20 protein-coding genes are annotated in these 22,883 nt (G+C 27.2%); 19 read left to right on the forward strand and 1 reads right to left on the reverse strand.

The genetic code is table 11. The annotated features are described in order from the left end of the window. The first annotated feature begins 470 nt into the window (after positions 1 to 470). From E6771_RS09620 to E6771_RS09680, 13 genes are all read left to right on the forward strand, one after another. The gene (locus E6771_RS09620; RefSeq protein WP_316091100.1) at positions 471 to 1,514 is read left to right on the forward strand and encodes a hypothetical protein; all 1,044 of its coding nucleotides are present in this window, start codon (positions 471 to 473) and stop codon (positions 1,512 to 1,514) included. Then, positions 1,511 to 2,563 carry a hypothetical protein gene (locus E6771_RS09625; protein ID WP_316091101.1) on the forward strand — a complete coding sequence of 351 codons (1,053 nt, stop codon included), beginning with the start codon at positions 1,511 to 1,513 and terminating at the stop codon, positions 2,561 to 2,563. Before E6771_RS09620 ends, E6771_RS09625 begins: the two co-directional genes overlap by 4 nt. A 243-nt stretch (positions 2,564 to 2,806) precedes the next feature. Continuing rightward, positions 2,807 to 3,808, forward strand: coding sequence for a glycosyltransferase family 9 protein (locus E6771_RS09630; protein ID WP_316091102.1), 1,002 nt, complete (start codon positions 2,807 to 2,809; stop codon positions 3,806 to 3,808). 271 nt (positions 3,809 to 4,079) lie between these two features. Then, the gene (gene rfbH, locus E6771_RS09635; protein ID WP_316091103.1) at positions 4,080 to 5,420 is read left to right on the forward strand and encodes a lipopolysaccharide biosynthesis protein RfbH; all 1,341 of its coding nucleotides are present in this window, start codon (positions 4,080 to 4,082) and stop codon (positions 5,418 to 5,420) included. 12 nt (positions 5,421 to 5,432) lie between these two features. Beyond that, positions 5,433 to 6,206, forward strand: coding sequence for a glucose-1-phosphate cytidylyltransferase (gene rfbF, locus E6771_RS09640; RefSeq protein WP_316091104.1), 774 nt, complete (start codon positions 5,433 to 5,435; stop codon positions 6,204 to 6,206). A 12-nt stretch (positions 6,207 to 6,218) separates the two neighbouring features. After that, the gene (gene rfbG, locus E6771_RS09645; protein WP_316091106.1) at positions 6,219 to 7,295 is read left to right on the forward strand and encodes a CDP-glucose 4,6-dehydratase; all 1,077 of its coding nucleotides are present in this window, start codon (positions 6,219 to 6,221) and stop codon (positions 7,293 to 7,295) included. Position 7,296: 1 nt separating this feature from the next. Then, complete coding sequence (gene rfbC / locus E6771_RS09650) at positions 7,297 to 7,839, forward strand: dTDP-4-dehydrorhamnose 3,5-epimerase (protein WP_316091107.1); 543 nt, start codon at positions 7,297 to 7,299, stop codon at positions 7,837 to 7,839. 2 nt (positions 7,840 to 7,841) lie between these two features. After that, a complete protein-coding gene (locus tag E6771_RS09655; protein ID WP_316091108.1) occupies positions 7,842 to 8,681 on the forward strand; it encodes an NAD(P)-dependent oxidoreductase in 840 nt (279 codons plus the stop codon). 20 nt (positions 8,682 to 8,701) lie between these two features. Beyond that, positions 8,702 to 10,105, forward strand: a complete 1,404-nt coding sequence (gene wzx, locus E6771_RS09660) for an O-unit flippase-like protein (protein ID WP_316091109.1) — start codon at positions 8,702 to 8,704, stop codon at positions 10,103 to 10,105. After that, positions 10,106 to 11,116, forward strand: a complete 1,011-nt coding sequence (locus E6771_RS09665; RefSeq protein ID WP_316091110.1) for a glycosyltransferase family 2 protein — start codon at positions 10,106 to 10,108, stop codon at positions 11,114 to 11,116. A 237-nt stretch (positions 11,117 to 11,353) separates the two neighbouring features. Further along, positions 11,354 to 11,860: a helix-turn-helix transcriptional regulator gene (locus E6771_RS09670; RefSeq protein ID WP_316091112.1), complete on the forward strand. Its 507-nt coding sequence runs from the start codon at positions 11,354 to 11,356 to the stop codon at positions 11,858 to 11,860. 13 nt (positions 11,861 to 11,873) lie between these two features. Further along, on the forward strand, positions 11,874 to 12,575 hold the full coding sequence (locus tag E6771_RS09675) for a DUF4241 domain-containing protein (protein ID WP_316091113.1): 702 nt from the start codon (positions 11,874 to 11,876) through the stop codon (positions 12,573 to 12,575). Positions 12,576 to 12,663: 88 nt separating this feature from the next. Beyond that, a complete protein-coding gene (locus E6771_RS09680) occupies positions 12,664 to 13,914 on the forward strand; it encodes a DUF4026 domain-containing protein (protein ID WP_316091114.1) in 1,251 nt (416 codons plus the stop codon). A gap of 29 nt (positions 13,915 to 13,943) precedes the next feature. Here E6771_RS09680 and E6771_RS09685 read toward each other — a convergent pair whose 3' ends face one another. Next, positions 13,944 to 14,321, reverse strand: coding sequence for a DUF1971 domain-containing protein (locus tag E6771_RS09685; protein ID WP_316091115.1), 378 nt, complete (start codon positions 14,319 to 14,321; stop codon positions 13,944 to 13,946). A 203-nt stretch (positions 14,322 to 14,524) separates the two neighbouring features. Here E6771_RS09685 and E6771_RS09690 point away from each other — a divergent pair, with 203 nt between their 5' ends. From E6771_RS09690 to E6771_RS09715, 6 genes are all read left to right on the forward strand, one after another. Further along, positions 14,525 to 16,636 (forward strand): penicillin-binding protein, encoded by a 2,112-nt coding sequence (locus tag E6771_RS09690; protein ID WP_316091117.1) that lies wholly within the window; start codon positions 14,525 to 14,527, stop codon positions 16,634 to 16,636. A 9-nt stretch (positions 16,637 to 16,645) separates the two neighbouring features. Then, a complete protein-coding gene (gene priA, locus E6771_RS09695; protein WP_316091118.1) occupies positions 16,646 to 18,967 on the forward strand; it encodes a primosomal protein N' in 2,322 nt (773 codons plus the stop codon). Between the two features lie 21 nt (positions 18,968 to 18,988). Continuing rightward, entirely contained in the window at positions 18,989 to 19,507 is a 519-nt protein-coding gene (def, locus tag E6771_RS09700) for a peptide deformylase (protein WP_316091119.1), read from the forward strand. 11 nt (positions 19,508 to 19,518) lie between these two features. Next, complete coding sequence (locus E6771_RS09705) at positions 19,519 to 19,800, forward strand: FtsB family cell division protein (RefSeq protein ID WP_316091120.1); 282 nt, start codon at positions 19,519 to 19,521, stop codon at positions 19,798 to 19,800. Between the two features lie 8 nt (positions 19,801 to 19,808). Next, positions 19,809 to 20,858: a class II fructose-bisphosphatase gene (gene glpX, locus E6771_RS09710; RefSeq protein ID WP_316091121.1), complete on the forward strand. Its 1,050-nt coding sequence runs from the start codon at positions 19,809 to 19,811 to the stop codon at positions 20,856 to 20,858. Positions 20,859 to 21,303: 445 nt separating this feature from the next. Beyond that, on the forward strand, positions 21,304 to 22,851 hold the full coding sequence (locus tag E6771_RS09715; RefSeq protein WP_316091122.1) for an alanine/glycine:cation symporter family protein: 1,548 nt from the start codon (positions 21,304 to 21,306) through the stop codon (positions 22,849 to 22,851). Positions 22,852 to 22,883: the final 32 nt, after the last annotated feature.

The following is a 22,883-nucleotide window of genomic DNA, read 5'->3' on the forward strand; positions in this document are numbered from 1 at the left end:
CTGCTCCTTTCATTTTAGGGAGGATATATAATCTTGAGCAAATTATTATACCTTAAAAGGTTAGGAGTAGTTCACATAAATTTAAGTTAACAGAAACTATGCAGATATTTGGAGAAAAAATGAAATTACTTAATAAATATTTTTTTGTTTCCTTGTTTATGGCCATTTTAAATGGATTAAATAATACAAATAATCAATATAAATATATAATTTTTTTACAGATTGGAATTGTTTTTTTGTTAGTAATAAAAGATATAAAAAAAGCGTTTATTATTCATATTATTTTTCTACTTACATCCACTGCTTTTTTTGCTGATTTAAGGTTAATTAGTGAAAAAGTAATTATTAACTATTCTAAATTAAAATTTATAGGAAATATTAGTTATTCATATTTTCCATTATTCTTTTTTATTATTTATTCTTTTTGTTTTGGTAGAAAAAATAGAATAAAAAATTTAAAGAATAAAGAATTGAGAAATTTTGTAATTGGACTTATATTTTTTAATTTATATCCAATTATTGTGGGTGGAATAGGATTAATATTTAATCCAGAATATAGTTTAGGTTCTTTTTTGTCTAAGAGTATTTATTCAGTAAATGTGATTTTTTACAGTTTTGTCATAATAAGTATATTAGAAAAAGAAGATTATGATTTTCTTCAAGGAATTATAGTAAATTTATTAGTCACAGGAGTTTTATCAGCAGTTATTTTAAAAGGATTTGGATATGGTGGATATTATGGTGGAATAAATAAGTTGAGTACTTTAGATATTATAGAGTTTGCAAGTATCTTAATACTTAGCGATTATGCCATTTATTTCATTGTGGGAATAATTTATTTAATAAATTTTAAATTTATTGCTAGTGGAAAGGGAATCATAATTTTATTTATCTCTTTGTATCGATTATTTGATAAATTTTCTTTTTTTAAAAAATATAAAATTACATTAATACCCTTCTTTTTAGTTTTCTTTATTAATTTAGATAATATTTTTAAGTTCCAAAAAAATGAAATTATATATTATAAATTTCAGCAATTTTTAGGGATTTTTAAATTTTATGATTTAAATTTAGTTCCACATTCTCCTAAAGTAAGAATTTTAGAAATGATAAATATAGTATATCAATATTTAAAATTTCCATTATTAATACTAGCAGGAAATGGATTTGGAGGTTATTTTAAAGATTGGAGTGGAAAGTTTAGTTATATGAACTTGAAAGCAGGAGATTTTAGTTTAAATGAAATAAATAAAGGTATTTTTTATGGTGGACATGATACACTTTCCAATGTATTCCTTTTTAATGGAATATTTGGAATAATGTTTATTTTATATTGGATTTTACAATTTTGGAAAAAAAAATCTAGATATGGAATAAATTTGATTCCAATTTTTTGGTTAGGGTTAATATATTATTTTAATATCCATATAGCGATATTTGGATTAATTTCGACATATACAATTTTTATAGAAAAAATAGATGTAGATAAAAATTATAAAAGAGGGAAAAAATGAAAATATTATTAATAGATCAACTTTCTCCTAGAGGGCATGTAAAATATGATAAATATTGGATAAATATATTAAAAAATTTAAAGATAGATTTTGAATTTATAGGGAGAGAAAGTTTTTTAAAAAGTATGGCTATAGATAAAAAATTTATAAAATTAAGTATTCCTGAAAAATATTATGAAAATGTGACAAATAAAAATATATTAATCAGAGAATATGCATTGATAAAATTATTATTATACATAAAAAGCAACATAAATATTATGGCATATAGTAATATAGTTTTTTTAAGTTTTGAAAATATTTCAATGTTTTTATCAATGTTTTTTCATCAAAAAAAAATATTGTTAATTTTGCATAATAATTTAAAACATATAAACAACAAAATTATTTATAATATAGTTAAATTCTTATCTAAATCAAACACATTAATTTCATTAGATGATTTTATAAATGTAAATTTATCTGGAATGGGAATAGAAAATAAAGTAATAATTCATCCTTTAATAGGAAGTTATGTACAACAAAATAATTTGAAAAATAATGAAGAAATCATCATTTTTTCTCCAAGTATAACTAGTGTAGATAAGAAAATTTTAATTTTTTTATTACAAGATGAGAAATTAAAAAAAATCCTCCAAGAAAAAAATATCAAATTAATTTTAAGGGATAAAGAATTAAAATCTTCAATAGATAATATAGTAATATTATCTGAATTTTTATCAGAAGATAGTTATAGTAATTTAATGGAAAAATCAGATATTATATTTTTACCATATGAAAAAGATTTTAATAATAGAATAAGTGGAGTTTTATTAGAAGCTATTTCATTAGAAAAAAGTTTAATAATTCCTAAATATAATAATTTAAAGTATTTTTTAAACTTTAAGCAAGAAAATATTAAAGGATTTATTGATATTGATGAATTAAAACAAATATTAAAAGATGTAAATAAAATGTTAAAAAGAAATAATTATGAAAATATAAAAGAGAATTATTCTATGAATAAAATGAAAGAAGATATATTAAGACTAATAGAAAAGGAAGATTAAAATTAAATTTTATTAATATGGGAAAACAGCAACAATATAGCATAAATCATTTCTAAGACTATAATTAACTACAAGAATGATATACATTTAATATAGTGGAAGTTTTATGTACATAAAGAAAGGTTTGAATATTGAAAATTAGTAATTATGGTTGGAATTTAATTCATAAAAAATGTAAAAGATTATTTTTATTAAGTGATATAAGAGCTTGCAAGAAGGAATAGATAAAATGAGGAGAAAGAAATGAAGAAAGTTTTAATATTAAAAGTTGGTGCTTTGGGTGATGTAGTAAGAACAACATATTTTTTACCAGGAATAAAAAAAATATATAATGAAAATATAAAAATATTTTGGATAACTTCAAAATCAGCAATGGAAATATTAAGAAATAATAAACATATAGATGAGTTAGTAGATATAAACGATATTAATAAGCTTCAAGAAGTATTGGAAAATGAGTTTGATTGGGTTATTTCGTTGGAAGATGAGAAAGAAATATTTGAAAAAATAAAAAAAATAAAATATAAAAAAATTTCAGGTGTTTTTATAAAAGATAATAAAATAAATTACACAAATGATCTGAAAGAATGGTTTGATATGGGATTAATATCTAAATATGGAAAAAATATAGCAGATAAGTTAAAAAAATCAAATAAATTAGGTCATTCTGAAATTTTTTCAAAAGCTTTAGGAATAGAAATAAAAGAACCATACTTTTTTAATAATGTTAAAATAGAAAAAATTATTAAAGAAGAGATAGAGATATATAAAAAATATAAATTAATAGGGATGAACTTAAATGCTGGAAAAAGATGGCCTTCTAAATCATTGGATTTTGTAAAAGGGGTAAAGTTAATAGAAAAATTACTAGTTCATTTAGATATATATATATTTATTCTTGGAGGAGAAGAGGAGAAAGAAAATAATAAAAAATTACTAGAGAATTTTAAGGGAAAAGAAAGGATTATGATGATTGAACCTAGGTCACTAGAAGAATTTGCAGCTATTATAAAGAATTTGGACTTATTAGTAAGTAGTGATACATTAGCCCTACATTTAGCAATTGCTCAAAAAGTAAAAAATATAAGTTATTATTCACCTACTTCAGCGGCAGAAATAGATACTTTTGGTTTTGGAGAAAAAGTCATTTCTACAGCAAAAGATTATTGCAGTTATAATAAGGTAACAGATACTTCTTCTATAACTGCAGAAAAAATATATAATAAAATTATAACAATTTTATAAAATTGAAATATTTTAATTAATTTTTAAGGAAAAAAATTAAAAATATGAAATTATTTGAATCATGTATGAAAAAATAGCTAAATTTAAATAAAGGAAATTTTAAATTAATATATCATTTTCATATAAAAATATAGAAATATAAACCTAGAGATCTTTTAATAACAGGAGTAGAGATGAAGAAGTTAATTAAAAGAAATGATAGATTGGAAACTAGAAATATCTTGGAAGAGAGCATGGAAAAAATATTAACATGTTGGATAAAGGAGTTTAAATGAAAGAACTAGAAAGTCTAAAACAAGAAATACTAGAAAAAGTAAAAGAATATCACAATATAAAGTTTGGAGACAAAAAAGAATTTAAAGAGGAAGAAACATATATCAACTATGGAGGGAGATTCTTTGATGAGCAGGAAATGGTAAATCTTGTTGATTCTTCTTTGGACTTTTGGCTTACTTCTGGACCTTGGGTTAAGAAATTTGAAACTAAAATGGCTGAATATCTTGATATAAAGTACTGTTCTCTAACTAATTCAGGTTCATCAGCTAATCTTCTTGCATTTATGACTTTAACTGCTCAAGAATTAGGAGATAGAAGAATAAAAAGAGGAGATGAAGTAATAACTGTATCAGCTGGTTTTCCTACTACAGTTACTCCTATTATTCAATATGGAGCAGTTCCAGTATTTGTAGATGTAACAGTTCCAGCATATAACATAGATATAAATATGTTAGAAGAAGCATTAAGTGAAAAAACAAAAGCTGTAATGATAGCACATACATTGGGAAATCCTTTTAATCTTCAAGGAGTAAAAGATTTTTGTAAGAAACATAATCTATGGCTTGTAGAAGACAACTGTGATGCTCTAGGTTCTGAATACTACATAGATGGAGAATGGAAAAAAACAGGAACAATAGGTGATATAGGAACATCAAGTTTTTATCCACCTCATCATATGACTATGGGAGAGGGAGGAGCAGTATATACAGATAATCCTCTGCTTCATAAATTAATAAAATCTTTCAGAGACTGGGGAAGAGACTGCTGGTGTGAAAGTGGTGTAGATGATACATGCCATATGAGATTTACTAAACAGTATGGAGAGCTTCCATTAGGATATGATCATAAATATGTATATTCACATTTTGGATATAATCTAAAAGTGACAGATATGCAGGCAGCTATTGGAGTTGCGCAATTAGATAAACTTCCACATATAGTGGAGGCAAGAAGAAGAAACTGGAATAAATTGTATGAAGGATTAAAAGATATTCAAGATAAAATAATACTTCCAGAACCAGAAAAGAACTCAAAGCCAAGCTGGTTTGGATTTTTAATATCTGTAAAAGAAGGAACAGGAAAATCAAGAGTAGAACTAGCAAAACATCTTGAAGCTAATAAAATACAAACAAGAAATCTATTTGCAGGAAACCTTTTAAAACATCCAGCTTTTGATGAAATGAGAAAGACTGGAGAAGGATTCAGAGTAATAGGAGATTTAAAGAATACAGATTTTATTATGAATAATACTCTATGGGTAGGAGTATATCCTGGAATGACAGATGAAATGCTAGATTTTATGATAAAGAAAATAAAAGAATATATACTTGGATAGGGAGGATAAGATATGAAGGCAGTGATATTAGCAGGTGGATATGGAACAAGACTTAGTGAAGCAACAAATCTTATCCCAAAACCAATGGTAGAAATAGGAGGAAAACCTATTCTATGGCATATTATGAAGACATATTCTCACTATGGAATAAATGAATTCATCATCTGTTGTGGGTATAAAGGATATGTAATAAAAGAGTGGTTTTCAAATTATTTTCTTCATACAAGTGATATAACATTTGATCTGCAAAATAATGGAATGACAGTACATGACTGTCATTCAGAAAATTGGAAAGTAACTCTTGTAGATACAGGACTTGAAACTATGACAGGTGGAAGAATCAAAAGAATAGAAAAGTATATAGGAAATGAAACTTTTCTTTTAACATATGGTGATGGGGTAACAGATTTAAATATAGGTGAAAGTATAAAATTTCATAAAGAAAGTGGTAAAACTTTAACTGTTACAGCATATAAACCACAAGGAAAATTTGGATCTTTAGATATAGATGAAGTGGGAAATGTAAAAGCTTTTACAGAAAAGCCAGCAGGAGATGGAAGCTGGATAAATGCAGGGTATTTCATATGTGAACCAGAAGTATTTAATTATATAACTGAAGGAGATTCAACTATATTTGAAAGGACTCCTCTTGAAAATATAGCTAAAGATGGAAAAATGAATTCATTTAAACATACAGGATTCTGGAAGCCTATGGATATATTGAGAGATAATAAAGAGTTGAATGATATGTGGGATAGTGGAAAAGCTCCATGGAAAGTATGGTAATTTGGAGGAAGAATGAAAAACTTTAATAATGTGTATAAAGGAAAAAGAGTTCTGGTAACAGGTCATACAGGATTTAAAGGTTCATGGTTATCAATATGGCTCAGGGAATTAGGCGCTGAAGTAATAGGTTATTCATTAGAACCATATACAGAAAAGGACAATTTTGTTTTATCTCATTTATCAGAAAAGATAGTTGATATTAGAGGAGATATAAGAGACAGAAAACATTTAAGAGAAGTATTTGATAAATATCAGCCAGAGATAGTATTTCATTTAGCAGCACAGCCATTAGTAAGATTATCTTATGATATTCCAGTGGAAACATATGAAACTAACCTTATGGGAACTATAAATATATTAGAAGAGATAAGAAACTGTGAGAATACAAAAATAGAAATAATGATAACAACAGATAAGTGCTATGAAAATAAAGAGCAGATATGGGGATATAGAGAAAATGAAGCCTTTGGAGGATATGATCCTTATTCTTCATCTAAAGGAGCTTGTGAAATAGCTATACAGTCATGGAGAAATTCATTTTTTAATCCTAAAGATTATGAAAGACATGGAAAATGTATAGCAAGTGTAAGAGCTGGAAATGTAATAGGTGGAGGAGACTGGGCAAAAGACAGAATTGTACCAGACTGTATAAGAGCATTAGAAGAAGGGAAAGATATAGAAATAAGAAGTCCAAAATCAATAAGACCATGGGAACATGTACTTGAGCCATTAAGTGGTTATCTTTTATTAGGACAAAAAATGATGGAAGATCCAATAAAATATTGTGGAGGATGGAACTTTGGTCCAAATCTTGATGCAATAGTAAATGTATGGGAAGTAGCAGAAAAAATAGTAAAGAATTATGGAAAAGGAAACCTAAAAGATATTTCTGATCCAAATGCTTTGCATGAAGCTAAATTACTATTACTAGATATAACAAAATCAAGATTTGAATTAGGATGGAAACCTACATTAACAATAGATAAAAGTATAGAATTAACTGCTGAATGGTATAAGAGATACATAAATGAAGATGTATATCAACTTTGTGTAGAACAGATAAATAAATTCTCTAAGTTGGGTGAATAATATGGAAATTATAAAAACAGAATTAGAAGGAGTGTTTATTATAAAAAATAAAATATTCCAAGATGAAAGAGGAATATTTATTAAAACATATAATAAAGATGAATTTGAAAAAAATAACCTTTGTACTGAATTTAGAGAAAGTTATTTTTCAATTTCAAACAAGGATGTAATAAGAGGAATGCATTTCCAGCTTCCCCCTTTTGAACATGAAAAACTAGTTTATGTAGCAAAAGGAAAAGTATTAGATATTATTGTAGATTTAAGAAAAAATTCTAAAACTTTAGGGAAATATATAAGTATAGAATTATCAGAGGAGAATGGGTATTCTGTATATATTCCCAAAGGATTGGCGCATGGATTCAAGTCTCTAGAAGATGGAAGCATAATGGTTTACAATGTAGCAACAATATATAATTCTGAAAGTGATTATGGAATCAGATGGGATAGTTTTGGATTTGACTGGAAAACAGAAGAACCTATATTATCAGTAAGAGATGAGAAGTTTGAGAGTATGAATGACTTTTTGAAAAAAGAGGTATTTTAAATATGAGGAGAAGATGTCTGGTAACTGGTGCAACAGGGTTTGTAGGTTCAAATCTTTGTAAAAAATTAATAGAACAAGATTGGAATGTAACAATAATATGTAGAAAAAGTTCAAAACTAGATAATTTAGAAGAAATAAAAAATAAAATAAATATATTTGAATATGACAATGATTTAGAAAATATGATTAAATTTCTTAAAAAAAATAAATTTGAAGTAGTATTTCATTTGGCTTCTTTATTTATAGCAGAGCATGAAAGTAAAGATGTGGATAATTTATTAAATAGCAATATAGTATTTGGAACTCATCTTTTAGAAGGAATGAGAGAAAGTGAAAATAAACTGTTGATAAATACAGGAACTTCATGGCAGCATTATAACTCAGAGGAATATAATCCAGTAGACTTATATGCTGCTACAAAAGAAGCCTTTGAAAAGATAATAAAATATTATGTTGAAGCTGAAGGAATTAGATGTGTAACTCTTAAATTATTTGATACATATGGAGAAAATGACAAAAGGCCTAAACTTATTAATTTATTAAATAAATTTGCTGATGAAGGAAAAGAATTAGATATGTCTTTAGGGGAACAAAAATTAGACTTGGTTCATATAGATATAGTGACAGATACTTTTATAAAGGCATATGAATTATTGAAAAGTAATGAAGAAATAAGGAATGAAGTTTATGGAGTATCATCAGGAAAACAGATTTCATTGAGAGAAATAGTAGAAAATTTTGAGAAAGAAACAAGAAAGAAAATAAAGATAAATTGGGGAGCAAGACCATATAGGAAAAGAGAAGTAATGGAGCCAGTAAAAAATTTAAAAGAAATTTTATAAAGGCAAAAGGAGTTTTCAAATTGGAAATAAAAGTAACAAAAAATGATATTTTTTGGAGTTATGCAGCCCAATTATTAAATATTGGAGCAGGAGTGTTTATTCTTCCAATAATATTAAAAAAGTTATCTTCAGCTGAATTGGGAATATGGTATATTTTTTTAGCTATAGCAAGTTTGACAGCTTTATTAGATTTTGGTTTTTTGCCAACAATTCAAAGAAATATATCTTATGTTTTTAGTGGAGTAGAAGAATTATTAGAACAGGGAATATCAGAGAAAAAAAGTAGTGGAATAAATTATAAACTTTTAAAAGATATAATCGAAACTAGTAAAACTATTTATAGAAGAATATCTATTGTAATTTTGATATTACTAAGTACATTAGGTTCTATTTATATCAATTCTTTGATTAAAGAACTGGATAATTCCAAGTATATTATGATAGCATGGTATCTTTATATTTTTTCTTTGATTATAAATTTTTATTATTATTATTTTAATGCATTGCTTAGGGGAAAAGGAATGGTAGCAGATGCTAATAAAATAACAATATTTTCAAGGTTAGCTTTTATATTATTTTCTTTTTTAGGATTGTATTTTAATTTAGGACTTATAGGGATATCTTTAGGAAATTTAGCTTCTGTATTGGTAATAAGAGTTCTATCATCTAAGAAATTTTTTACAAAAGAACTTAAAGAAGAGTTAAAAAATATAGACTCTAAAATAGATAAAAAACTATTTAGAATAATTTTCCATAATGCTAATAAATTGGGAATAGTGTCTTTAGGAGCATTTTTGATATTAAAGGGGAATACTTTAATAGCTTCAAAATATTTATCATTGGATATTGTTGCTCAGTATGGATTATCACTTCAATTATTTGCTATATTAAGTTCTATAGCAACTACATTATTAACAGTATTTATTCCTAAAATTGTTCAAAATAGAATAAAAGAAAATGAAGAAGAAATAAAAGAAATATATTCAATGTGTTTTGTATTAAATATTTTTATATTTATTTCAGGAGTAATATCAATAGTATATGTGGCTCCATATTTTATTTCAATTTTAGGAAGCAATACAAAATTATTGGATAAGGATAAAATGTTATTTATGGGAGGATATCTACTATTAGAGATGATACATTCAAATGCAGCAACTTTTATAACTACAAGGAATAAAGTTCCTTTTGTAAGGTCTTCCATTTTATCAGGAGTAGCAATGGTATTGATTTCTTTATTTCTAATAAATTTTACAGATTTAGAGCTATGGAGTTTATTAATTTCACAAGCTGTAATTCAGCTGATGTATAATAACTGGAAATGGCCTTTAGAAGTTAATAAAGAATTAAAGACAAGCTTTCTTGATTTATGGAAAATTGGAACAAAAAAAATAGTAAGAATCTTAAAGGGAGAAAAGATATAAATGGAAGAAAATTTTTTTGAATACAAAGATAACTTTACAAAATATAAGCATATAAAATCAAATTTGCTAGTAGGAGAAATAGAGAATATTCCAAATCCTAAAGTAACTATTGCAATTCCGACTTACAGAAGAACTCATTTAATAAAAGATGCTTTAAATAGTGCAATAAATCAAGTTGAGTTTAAAAACTATGAAATTATAGTAGTTGATAATGAAGCATTGCAAGAAGAAAATGAAACTGAGAGACTAATAAAGCAATATAATAATCCTAAGATACTATATTACAAAAATGAAGAAAATATAGGAATGTTTGGAAATTGGAATAGATGTATAGAGCTAGCTAGAGGGGAATATATTACAATATTAAATGATGATGATTGGTTAGAAAATAATTTTCTTTATGAAGTAACAAAAGAAATAAACAATAATGAAGGAATATATACTTTAACAAAAATCCATGATTATAGAAATAAGAATATAAAACAACATTTCTTAAAAAAATATCTTAAGTTTATTTATAAAAATTTAATAAAAATAACTAAAATAAGAAAATTAACATTAATAGATTTTTTTTTCTCAAATAGAAGTGCAGGAAGTTTAGGAATATTATTTAAGACTGAATGTTTAAAGAAATTAGGAGGATATAATGATGAATGGTTTCCTTCATGTGATTATTTCTTTCATGTATATTATTGTGATGAATTTGGAGTTAAAATATTAAAAAAAGAGTTATGTAATTATAGAATTCAAGAGAATGAAAGCATGAAAATAGAGACAGCAAGTAAATGGCCAGAGCAAGCATTTCATTTTAGAAAATATATAATTAAATATTTAAAATTAGAAAAAAAATATGAATTTTGGAATGAAATTTTATTAGAAGATTTTAAAAAACATATAAATGAATTTTGGAATATTAAAATTTTGTATAATAAAGAGTTTTTAAAAAGTAGAAATGTTAAAAAATTTAAAATTGAGTTTTTTATTAAAGAAAAATTAAAAAATATATTTTAATAAAATTAAAAAATATAGTTTTAAAAATTTAATTCAATAGAAAATTAAGAAAAAATAATCAAATAAATTTTTTATTTAGTAATAATTAAAATTTAATCCAGAAAGACCTAAAAATCTTCTGGATTTTTTATATTGCAACTAATAATTGACAGAAAATAAAATACACTTGGTTGAGTGCAACTAATAGTTGTGGTAAAATATAAATATAAAACACACATATACAAGGGGGAACAAATTATGAAGCTGTTTGTAAAAATACAACAATTAAGAAAGCAGAATGGAATGTCACAGGAAAAATTAGCTCAGTTACTGGGGGTTTCAAGGCAGTCAGTTTCTAAATGGGAATCAGGGCAGTCTCTTCCAGAGATAGATAAAATAATACAGTTAAGTAATATTTTTGAAGTAACTACTGATTATTTATTAAAAGATGTATCAGAAGAAAAATGTATAGATATATTAAGGAAAGAAAAAAAGAAAGATATATTAGCTCATCATACTAGTTTAATGTTTAAAGTTGGATTTACAATGTTTTCAGTTGGAGTGGTAGCTATAGCAGTATTTTGGATACTGTCTATAGTGTATCCTACATATAGAGTAATGTGGGATGGAACACTTTTAACTGGATTTACAGGGTTTTTAATATTGCATGGAGTAACTCCTGTTTTTATATTTTTTTGTATAGTAGGAACAATTGGATTGGGAACAATAATATTTGAAAAAAAGAACAAAAAAGTTAAAGCATAATAAGGGGGGATAAATGAAAGAAATATTAAAACCATACTATAATTTAGATGAAATATTTGAAAATGAAAAATTTGAAGTCATAAATATTGGAGAATTAAATGTAACATCTGGACAGATAATCTGCTGTGATCCTCTAGTGAGTTTAGTAAATGGTGAAGGAGAACCATTCATAGAAAAAGTACCTTCTGGAAAATATCCTGTAACTTTAGCAGTATTAAAAGATGAAAACTGGGGAGTTAGGTATATGGGAGCAAGACTTTATATATCTAATGAAAAAGCTGAATATTATCAGTTGGCCCTTCAAAAAAATGATGACATCTCTGAATTGGATAGAAAAAGCAGAGAATTTTTTGGATTTTTTGTAGATGCTGGAATGGGATGTTTTGCTGATACAGAAGGAGCAAAGCTGACAGTGGAATTTGTAAAAAAATTAGAAAAAGAAAATCCAGATTTTGGAAATATGTATGATGACTATTTTGATGCTTTATTACAAGAGAGCTACAAAAAATATCCAGAATATCAAAGAAGTTATGGAGATTTTTTGAACTGGGCAATTCCTGGAACTGATAAAAATGTGATTATATTTGCCAGTGGTTGGGGAGATGGAGTGTATCCTTGTTATTGGGGATACAATAAAGCTGGAAAAATATGTTCTTTAACAATAAGCTTTATAGAACCAAGTGAATTAGAGGAAGATGATAATGATGAAGAATAAAAATTTTTAAAATTTGTTTTAAGTATTATAAAGATGGTATAATATCTCATTAGAGTAAAAGTAATTTTAATATTCAGGAGGGATGTTGATGGCTGCTAAAGGAACTATTGAAAAAGAATTCTCATATATAATGGGAATACCAAATTCACCAGAAGATATAGGAACATATAATGATTTAATTAAAAGATTAGAGGAAAACAGAGAATTCAGAGTAAAAGTTTTAAAAAATGATACAGAAAAATTTTTGAGAGTAGACTACAAAGATGAACAGTATATAGTTCAAATTATAATAGAAGAATTTGAAGTACCAGAACTTTTTACAGTGGCACATCAGATCAATGAAAATGATTATAATAAGATAATGGAAAGTAAACTTGGAGTGACAACTATTGTAGAGTTTGGAGAGTCAAATATTGATTCATATCATCTTCAATTAAAATTAATATCAGCTATGGTACCAAACCTTCTGGGAATATTGGATTTTTCTTCACAAAAGATACTATCTGGAAGATGGGCAAAAATGGCAGCAGAGAGCTATATACAGCCAGCACCTGAATATATTTATACTATACAGGCTATAAATGATGAAGATGGAAGCGTATGGCTTCATACTCATGGGCTTAGAAGATGTGGTTCATTAGAATTGGAAATCATAGGTTCAAATACTGAAAGTTATCAGGATCATGGAACTGTAATACAGATGATTGCCAAAAATATAGTTACTAACAGATATCTTGAAGAGGAAAAAGAACCTTTCTATATAGGAGAAGGTATAGTTGGAACTTGGGTACCTTTAGAGGAAGTGCTAGACAGTTATTCACCTGAATCTTTAGGTGGAAGCGATGGAAGAAATGATGAACATGGAGAAACTGCAGTAATTTATGTTTATTTAACAGAAGAAGATTATAAAAATAGAAAATACACACATATATCATCAGTAAATGAAATTATGCAAAATAATCCATTATATTTTATATCTGATGAAGAAACAATGAGAATGAAAGGTCTTGCACTAGAAAGATGGGAATATTTTACAGAAGCAATTACTAATCCAGAAAATAACGGACTGATAAAATTTGGAATACTTGTAGATGAAAAATATAGAACTGAAGGAGATGCTAACTTAGAACATTTATGGTTTCATATAGAGGGAATAGATGGGGATAAGGTAAGAGGAACTCTTATTAATCAACCATATTATATAGAAAATCTTAATGAAGAAGATAAAATGACAATTGATAAATCAGAGCTTACAGATTGGATAATATACACACCATTTGCAGAGATAACTCCTGATAAAGTATATCTTTTAGATGAAAGAAAAAAATATTTTAATTAAATTATTTTAAAATGAAAGAGGAGAAGCAATTAAGCTTCTCCTTTATCAATTTTTTCCTTTATTTTTTCAGCAGTTACTTCGCTGGCTGAAGCTTCTATATCTGGACTTAAAAATTCAATGTTATCTGAATAAAATTCTACTTTTAATTTTACAGGACCAGTTATAATTACATGATGTTTTCTTTCAGGAAAAATGACTATGGGATGATGTTTATCTGCTGTATAGATTTTATCAGGCTCATCCTCCCAGACAAAATCTGCTGTTCCTTCAATAATAACAAGATAGCCATATTTTCCTTTCGGAGAAGTATGAGACTCTACTATTTCCTTGAGTATATCTTTTTCACTCATAATAGGAGTTTCTCCTATTTTTTTTAAATTTACAGGCAATTGTTCAGATTGAAACATTTTTAATACCTCCTTTAAGTTATAATATAAAATTGTATGATATAATATATTATTTAGATAAAAATAAAAATTTCCTGTTTTTTTTAAAAGAATATTTGAAAAAAGTCAGAAGTATTAAAGAGAATAAAATATAAAAAAATTATAACAAGATTTCAAAATTTTTGATATAATTATAAGGTAGAGATAATATACAGGAGGAAAATGTGCTTAAAAGATTAAAAGTTTTTATCCTATTTTTAAATCTCATTGGGATAGGAACAACTATTTATTATAAAATGTATATGCTTACTTGTTTTACAATTCTTTTATTTTTTTATTTTTTGTATATTTTTCTAAAAAGAGAAGAAATGGAAACAACTAATCTTTTTAACAGAAGAGCTTTAATATCATCAAATATAATATTATTTTGTTTTATGCTGATATTGTTTAGATTAATACAAGTGCAGATATTTGATAATGCCATGTATGTAGAAAAAGTAAATAATCAGACTATGACTGTAAATAAAAATTCAGGAAATAGAGGAAGTATTTATGACAGCAATGGAAAAAGTTTAGCTTTTAATAAAAGTATTTATGATTTAATAATAGATCCAAGCAGAATATATGAAAAACCAGAAATATTAAAAGCATTTGATGAAATATCTCAAAAATCATATATAAGATTAAATAATAAGAAATTTTTAAATGAATTAGATGAAGGATATAAATTAAAAAAGAAATATAAAATTATAGCTAAAAATCTTGATGAGATAGAAAAAGCTGAAATTGATGAGATATTAAAAAAATATAAACTGAATACTAATGAGATGTTTTACAAAAAAAATATAGAAAGAACCTATTATAAAAAAGATATTTACAATGATCTGGTAGGACTTATTGGATATACAGCAACTTCAAAGGATGTAAAAACTGGAGTTTTTGGAATAGAAAAACAATATGAAAAGTATCTTAAAGAAAAAACTGTAGAAAGAAAAAATCCATATACTAGAAATAGAGGAATAAGAATACCTACATCAAAAGATGAAATAAGAACAAGCTTAAATGGAAGAAATGTCTATATGACTATTGATAATGACCTTCAATTTATACTTAATGATGAAGTAAAGAAAAAATTTGAAATTTCAAAATCAGACGAAGCATATGGAATAATCATGGATCCTAATACTGGAAAAATTTTAGCCACAGCGGCATATACCAGAAAAAAAAGAGCGCTTAGAAATCCAAATTTCCAAGATCAATTTGAACCAGGATCAACTTTTAAACCTATTATAGTAGCTTCTGCTCTCAATGAAGGACTGATAAAACGAGGGACTAAATTTGATGTAATGGATGGAACAATAAGAAAATATAATCATACAATAAAAGAAAGCAGCAGAAGTACAAAAGGAATATTAACAACTGAAGAAATATTGAAAAAATCAAGTAATGTGGGAATGGTACTGATTGGAGACACATTTACTGAAAAAACTTATGAAGAATATTTAAGAAGTTTTGGCTTTTATGATAGAACAGGAATTGATTTTCCAGCAGAAATAAAACCATATACTACACCATACAGAAGATGGGATAAACTTAAAAAGAGTACAATGTCTTTTGGTCAGGGAATAGTAGTAAGTCCAGTGCAATTAGCAGCAGCTTTTTCTGCTGTTATTAATGGTGGAATTTTATATAAACCATATTTAGTAGAAAAAATAACAGATGATAATAATGTTGTAATAAGAAGGAATCTTCCTACACCAGTAAGACAGGTGATCTCTCCAGAAGTTTCAAAAGAAATGAGAGATATATTGGAAAATGTAGTGAAAGATGGAACTGCTAAAAGAGGAGATGTAGAAGGATATAGAGTAGGGGGGAAAACTGGGACTGCTCAATTAAGTACAAAAGGTGGATATTTGAAAAGTGACTATCTTGCTTCTTTTATTGGCTTTTTTCCAGCAGATAAACCTAAATATGTAGTCCTTGTAATGTTTATGAAACCTAAAGGAGAGACTGTATTCGAAAAATATGGAGGTGCTACTGCTGCTCCAGTATTTGGAGAAATAGTTAGAAGGGTAACAAAGAATAAAAATATTTTATCACAAGATATTGCTAAAATTTCTGAAATTAAAAATTTTGAAAATATGAAGCGTAATAATGAAGAGGTAAAGATAGAAATGCCTGATCTTACAGGATTAAGTCCTAAAGATGTAATTTATATATTTAAAAATGCAGACATAGATGTAAGAATTGTAGGAAAAGGCTTAGTAGAAAATCAGAAGCCAAAAGCAGGAACTTCTTTAGAAGGAGTAACTAGTATAGAGGTACAGCTAAAATAGGAGCGAGTTATGAGATATTTTAAAATATATGTAGACAATACCCAGTCTCTTTATACTTATTCAGATGAGAATAAAGAATATGAAATTGGAGATAGAGTGGTTGTTTCTTTTAGAAACAGGGATAAATCTGGCTTGATTATAGCTGAAGATAAACCTGAAAATATAACATTCAAGGTTCTTCCTATAAAATCACGATTAGAAAATGAGATAAAGTTATCTGAAAATTTCATAAAACTTCTTAGATGGATAAAAACATATTATATGAGCAGCTATGAACAGGTAATAAATGCTGCTGTCCCTAGTGATTTGAAAGTTAAATATGATTTAATTTATATTCTTTCAGATGTTAAAAGTATTTTTCAAGATGAGGCAGAAAAAATTTATTCAGATGATTTTATAGATTTTTTTAAGGAAAGAATGACTGTAACTAAAGCTACACTTAATAAAAAGTTTACAAAAGAGATAATAAATAAGATGATTGCAGATACTGTTCTTTTTAATGAAAAAGGAAATGTTAAATTAAACTACGATTTTAATTTTTTATGTTTAAAAAAAGAATTTGAAAATGTAGTAATGTATTTTCGAAAAAGAGAAGAAGTTCAAAAGAAAAATTTAGAGAATAAATTTCCAAAGGAACTTATAAATAAATTAGTTAAAGAAAAAGTTTTGATTTTAAAAAAATATATAAGAGAAGATGAAAATCAAAGAGAGCTGCATGAAATATCTGAAGAAGTGGCTGAAAAAAATATAGTACTTAATGAAGAGCAGGAAAAAGCTAAAGAGATTATAAAAAATGGAGATAATAAGTATTATTTATTAAAAGGAATAACAGGGTCAGGTAAAACGGAAGTATATATTGAACTTATAAAAGAAGCATTTAAAAAAGGAAAGGGAAGTATATTTCTTGTTCCTGAAATATCTCTTACTCCACAGATGATAAATAGGTTTAAAAGTGAATTTAGAGAAAATATAGCTATACTGCACAGCAGACTTACAAATAAGGAAAGGGCAGATGAATGGTATAATATTTATTCTGGAAATAAAAAAATAGTTTTAGGAGTGAGATCTGCTATTTTCGCTCCAGTAGAAAATTTGGAATATATAATATTAGATGAGGAACATGAAACTACATATAAACAGGATAGCAATCCTAGATACAATGCTAAATATGTTGCTATAAAAAGAGCTGAACTTGAAGGGGCAAAATTGATTTTAGGATCAGCAACTCCATCAATAGAAAGTTCTTATTATGCTGAAAGAGGTATATATACTTTGGTAACAATGGATTCAAGGTATAATAATTCTATATTGCCAGAAATGGAAATTATAGATATGAAAAAAGAAGAAGATTTATATTTTAGTAAAAAACTTTTAGATGAGATTAAAATGACTCTTTTAAAAGGAGAACAAGTTATTTTGTTACTTAATAGAAAAGGTTATTCTACATATATTCAATGTAAAGATTGTGGACATGTGGAAGAATGCCCACATTGTTCTATTAAAAGCAGTTATTATGCAAGTCAGGGAATTTTAAAATGTAATTATTGTGGTCAGACAAGAAAATATACTGGGCACTGCAGTAAATGTGGAAGTACTAATCTTATCCATAGTGGAAAAGGAGTAGAGAGAGTAGAAGAGGAAATAAAAAAATATTTTGATGTAAGAATAATAAGAGTAGATTCTGAAAGCTCTAAAAACAGAGACTTTTATGAAAAAATGTATTTTGACTTTTTAGATAAAAAATATGATATAATGATAGGGACTCAAATGATATCTAAAGGATTACATTTTCCTAATGTAACTTTAGTAGGGGTTATAAATGCCGATACAATTTTGAATTTTCCAGATTTCAGAGCAGGGGAAAAAACATTTCAGCTTGTAACACAGGTATCTGGAAGAGCAGGAAGAGGGGATAAAAAAGGAAAAGTTGTAGTTCAGACTTATCAACCTGAAAATTATACTTTTAGAGCAATAGAAAAAAGTGATTATAATAAATTCTATTTAGAGGAAATATCTAATAGAGAATTATTGGAATATCCACCTTTTTCTAAAACTATTAATATAGGAATATCGTCTAAAAAAGAGAAAGAGCTGGAAATATTTGTCAAAGAATTTTTTAAGGATATAGAAGATGGAAGTGTAGAAATGTATGGTCCAATGAGAAGTCTTGTATATAGAGTAAAAGATAGATTCAGATATAATATTTTTATAAAAGGAAATAAAAAGAATATAAGCATGTTTAAAAGAAAGCTAAATAAAAAATTGTCAGAATATAAAAAATTAAATGACTTTAGAATAATTGTTGATGTAGATCCAATAAATTTAATTTAACAATAGAGGTGAGAAGAAAAAGTGATATATGAAATAAAAAAATATGGTGATCCAGTACTTAGGGAAAAAACTATAGAGGTGGAAACTGTAGATGACAATATAAGAGAAATATTGCAGAATATGGCAGAAACTATGTATGATAAAAATGGAGTAGGGCTTGCAGCTCCTCAAATAGGGATTACTAAAAGAATGCTTGTATTAGACTGGACAGGAGAAGGAGAGGAACTTAGAAAAGTAGTAAATCCTGTAATTACTCCTTTAACTGAAGAAAAAATAGATTGGGAAGAAGGATGCTTGAGTATTCCAGGAATATATAAAAAAGTTGAAAGAATAGCAAAAATAAAAGTAGATTATTTGAATGAAAAGGGAGAAAAAGTAACTGAGGAATTGGAAGGTTTTCCTGCAATAGTTATGCAGCATGAGTTTGATCATCTGGAAGCTGTATTGTTTGTAGACAGAATATCTCCTATGGCTAAAAGAATGGTAAATAAAAAATTACAAACACTTAAGAAAGAAACAGCAAAATCGAGTGCTGAATAAGGAGCTGCAGTATGGCAGTAGATAAAGGAAAATGGAGTTGTTGGATAATACTTGCAATAGTATTATATGTTTTTGTACCACAAATATATAGGAGTTACATAAAAGTAAATAAACTTAAAAATGAAAAAAAACAACTTTTAAATAAAATAGAACTGGAGAAAAGTAAAATAGAAGAGTATAATAAACGTATTGAGGAACTTAAAGATGAATTTTATAGAGAAAAAATTTCTCGGGATGAGCTGCAAATGATCAAAGAGGGAGAAGAAATCTATAGATTAATCAACAAAAAATAGGAGGAGAGATGAAAAGAGAATTAGCACTGGAATTCGCCAGAGTGACAGAAGCAGCAGCTTTAGCAGCTTACAAATGGGTAGGAAGAGGCAATAAAGAAGCCGCTGATCAAGCAGCAGTAGATGCAATGAGGACTATGCTGAATAGAATAGCTATTGATGGAGAAATAGTTATAGGAGAAGGAGAAATTGATGAAGCTCCTATGCTTTATATAGGTGAAAAGGTTGGCAGAGTTTATCATAAATATGAAGAAGAAGGGGAACCTGAAGATGATTATTGTTCACCAGTAGATATAGCTGTAGACCCTGTAGAAGGAACAAGAATGACTGCTCAAGGGCAGGCCAATGCTATAACTGTTCTGGCTGTTGCAAATAAAGGAAGTTTCTTGAAAGCTCCAGATATGTATATGGAAAAATTGATAGTTGGACCTGAGGCAAAGGGATCAATAGATTTAAATAAACCTTTAATGGAAAATATCCACAGTGTGGCAAAAGTTTTAAATAAAGAATTGAATGAACTTATGATAGTAGTTCTTGACAAGCCAAGACATACTCAAATCATAAAAGATCTCCAAAAACTTGGTATAAAGGTTTATGCTCTTCCAGATGGAGATGTAGCTGGGTCTATTTTAACTTGTATAGTTGACTCAGATGTAGATATGTTATATGGTATAGGAGGAGCTCCAGAAGGAGTTATTTCTGCTGCTGTAATAAGAGCTTTAGGTGGAGATATGCAAGCAAGATTAAAATTAAGAAGTGAAGTAAAGGGTGTAACTCTTGAAAATGATAAAATATCTAATTTTGAAAAGAATAGATGTGAAAGTATGGGACTTGTTGTTGGAGAAGTTCTTACAATGAATGACCTTGTAAAAGATGATGAAGTTGTATTTTCAGCAACTGGAATAACTAGTGGAGATCTTTTAGAAGGAATTAAAAGAAAGGGAAGCATAGCTAGAACACAAACTCTTGTAGTAAGAGGAAGAAGTAAAACTGTAAGATATATAAATTCTGTGCACAACTTAGATTTTAAAGATGATAAAATAACTCATTTAGTAAAATAATAAAGATATAAAAACTGTTCCTAGTGAAAGGGGCAGTTTTTTTTTGCAAAAATGAAAAATTTGAAAAAAGTTTAAAAATAGCAGAAACCTTTAAAATAAAAGCATAAGAACATAAAAATTAAATTATATATAATTAAAAAATCAACTCATTTTTACTAATAGTTTAAGAAAAATTAGGAAAATAATTTCTTTGAATTAAGTAAAGAAGCAACTTCAAAAGAAATACAGGTTGTTATATAACGGTTTTGTTTTGAAACGGTTGTAAATATTCTGTTTTTATACTAAACTTATATCAAGAAAGAGATGATAGGGACAAATAAAAATATATTATATCATAAACTTTCTGAATGTTACTGGTAGAATAGATCATAATTAAAAAAAATCTATTTTTTTCTTAGCAAAAAAGAAAAATAACTATAGAGTAAAAAAATCAGGAGGTGTATTGATGTTTGAAAGTTTAATTGGCTCGCTTAAGAATATGGTACTTTCAGTAAATGGATTGTTGTGGGGTAAACTCATAACAGTAAATGTTGGAGAAACTATAGTTGAATTAAGTCTTTTGGTAGTAATACTTATACCAATAGGAATATACTTTACATTAAAAACCAAGTTTCTTCCATTTAGATTATTTCCAGAAATGGTAAAGTGTATATTGGAACCTAAAAGTTCTACTAATAAAGATTCAATATCTGGACTGCAAGCTTTGTTCATAGCCACAGCTTCAAGAGTAGGAATGGGAAATCTGGCAGGAGTGGTAGCAGCAATTTCTTTTGGAGGACCTGGAGCAATATTCTGGATGTGGTTGGCAGCATTGATAGGAGCTTCAAGTGCATTTATAGAATCTACACTGGCTCAGATATATAAGGAAAAAGATCCGCTATATGGAGGATTCAGAGGTGGTCCTGCTTATTTTATGGATAGAATGAGAATAATAACTTGGGTAAAAGAAGAGGATGAGTATATTAATGATATTAAAGGAACTTCTAAATATACATCTATTGATGGTAAAAAATATTACACTAGAGGGACTAGATTCAGACTTTTAGGAGTATTATTTGCACTTTCTGGATTACTTTGCTGGGCAGGAATAAGCCAGGTTATTGCAAATTCAGTAAGCCAATCTTTTGCAAATGCGTTTAACTTTCCACCAATGTATACAACAATAGCTTTAGTAGTTATATCAGGAATTGTGTTATTCAAAAATGCTGGAATAGTAGATGTTCTTAATAAAGTAGTTCCAGCAATGGCTATATTGTATTTCTCAGTAACATTGTTCATAATAATAAAGAATATAGGTCTTCTGCCTCAAATGTTAGAAAATATATTTGTACAGGCTTTTGGGTTCAGACAGGCAGTAGCTGGAGGTTTTGGTGCTATATTGATGCAGGGAGTGAAAAGAGGATTGTTTTCTAATGAAGCAGGATCGGGATCAGCTCCATGTGCAGCAGCAGCAGCAGATGTAACTCATCCTGTAAAGCAAGGATTAATACAGGCTTTAGGAGTATTTATAGATACATTGATGATATGCAGCTGTTCAGCTTTCATAATGCTTCTTGCACCTGAAAGTGTAACTAAAGGATTAATGGGAATGGATCTTTTACAGGCAGCAATGAATCATCATATAGGACAGGCAGGAGTAATATTTATAGCAGTAATACTTTTCTTATTCAGTTTCAGTACTTTCCTCGGAATAATGTTCTATGCAAGAGGAAATGTAGCCTATGTCTTTGGAGATAATTGGAAATCACAAAATATATATAAAATATTTGCTCTGGGAATGCTTTTTGCAGGAGGGCTTGCACAATATACATTTGTGTGGGAATTAGGAGATTTAGGAGTAGGACTTATGACAGTCTTTAATATGATGGCAATAATACCATTATCAGGACAGGCAATAGAATCATTAAGAGATTATGAACTTAACTTTATGAAGAAAAAAGATGTAAAGACAGAGATAAAGGAAGAAACAGTAGAGGTACAGGAAATAATTTAAGATATAAGAAATAGTTTATAAACATAAAATAA

It is taken from the genome of Fusobacterium sp. (genome assembly GCF_032477075.1).
Classification (GTDB): Bacteria; Fusobacteriota; Fusobacteriia; order Fusobacteriales; family Fusobacteriaceae; genus Fusobacterium_A.

Excerpts from the sequence above, each read along its gene's own strand:
- E6771_RS09685 (WP_316091115.1), bottom strand. The coding sequence starts at position 14,321 with ATGTTTCAATCTGAACAATTGCCTGTAAATTTAAAAAAAATAGGAGAA.
- E6771_RS09670 (WP_316091112.1), top strand. The coding sequence starts at position 11,354 with ATGAAGCTGTTTGTAAAAATACAACAATTAAGAAAGCAGAATGGAATG.
- E6771_RS09625 (WP_316091101.1), top strand. The coding sequence starts at position 1,511 with ATGAAAATATTATTAATAGATCAACTTTCTCCTAGAGGGCATGTAAAA.
- rfbH (WP_316091103.1), top strand. The coding sequence starts at position 4,080 with ATGAAAGAACTAGAAAGTCTAAAACAAGAAATACTAGAAAAAGTAAAA.
- E6771_RS09715 (WP_316091122.1), top strand. The coding sequence starts at position 21,304 with ATGTTTGAAAGTTTAATTGGCTCGCTTAAGAATATGGTACTTTCAGTA.
- rfbC (WP_316091107.1), top strand. The coding sequence starts at position 7,297 with ATGGAAATTATAAAAACAGAATTAGAAGGAGTGTTTATTATAAAAAAT.
- E6771_RS09705 (WP_316091120.1), top strand. The coding sequence starts at position 19,519 with ATGGCAGTAGATAAAGGAAAATGGAGTTGTTGGATAATACTTGCAATA.
- glpX (WP_316091121.1), top strand. The coding sequence starts at position 19,809 with ATGAAAAGAGAATTAGCACTGGAATTCGCCAGAGTGACAGAAGCAGCA.
- E6771_RS09630 (WP_316091102.1), top strand. The coding sequence starts at position 2,807 with ATGAAGAAAGTTTTAATATTAAAAGTTGGTGCTTTGGGTGATGTAGTA.
- E6771_RS09675 (WP_316091113.1), top strand. The coding sequence starts at position 11,874 with ATGAAAGAAATATTAAAACCATACTATAATTTAGATGAAATATTTGAA.
- priA (WP_316091118.1), top strand. The coding sequence starts at position 16,646 with ATGAGATATTTTAAAATATATGTAGACAATACCCAGTCTCTTTATACT.
- E6771_RS09665 (WP_316091110.1), top strand. The coding sequence starts at position 10,106 with ATGGAAGAAAATTTTTTTGAATACAAAGATAACTTTACAAAATATAAG.
- rfbF (WP_316091104.1), top strand. The coding sequence starts at position 5,433 with ATGAAGGCAGTGATATTAGCAGGTGGATATGGAACAAGACTTAGTGAA.
- E6771_RS09655 (WP_316091108.1), top strand. The coding sequence starts at position 7,842 with ATGAGGAGAAGATGTCTGGTAACTGGTGCAACAGGGTTTGTAGGTTCA.
- E6771_RS09680 (WP_316091114.1), top strand. The coding sequence starts at position 12,664 with ATGGCTGCTAAAGGAACTATTGAAAAAGAATTCTCATATATAATGGGA.
- rfbG (WP_316091106.1), top strand. The coding sequence starts at position 6,219 with ATGAAAAACTTTAATAATGTGTATAAAGGAAAAAGAGTTCTGGTAACA.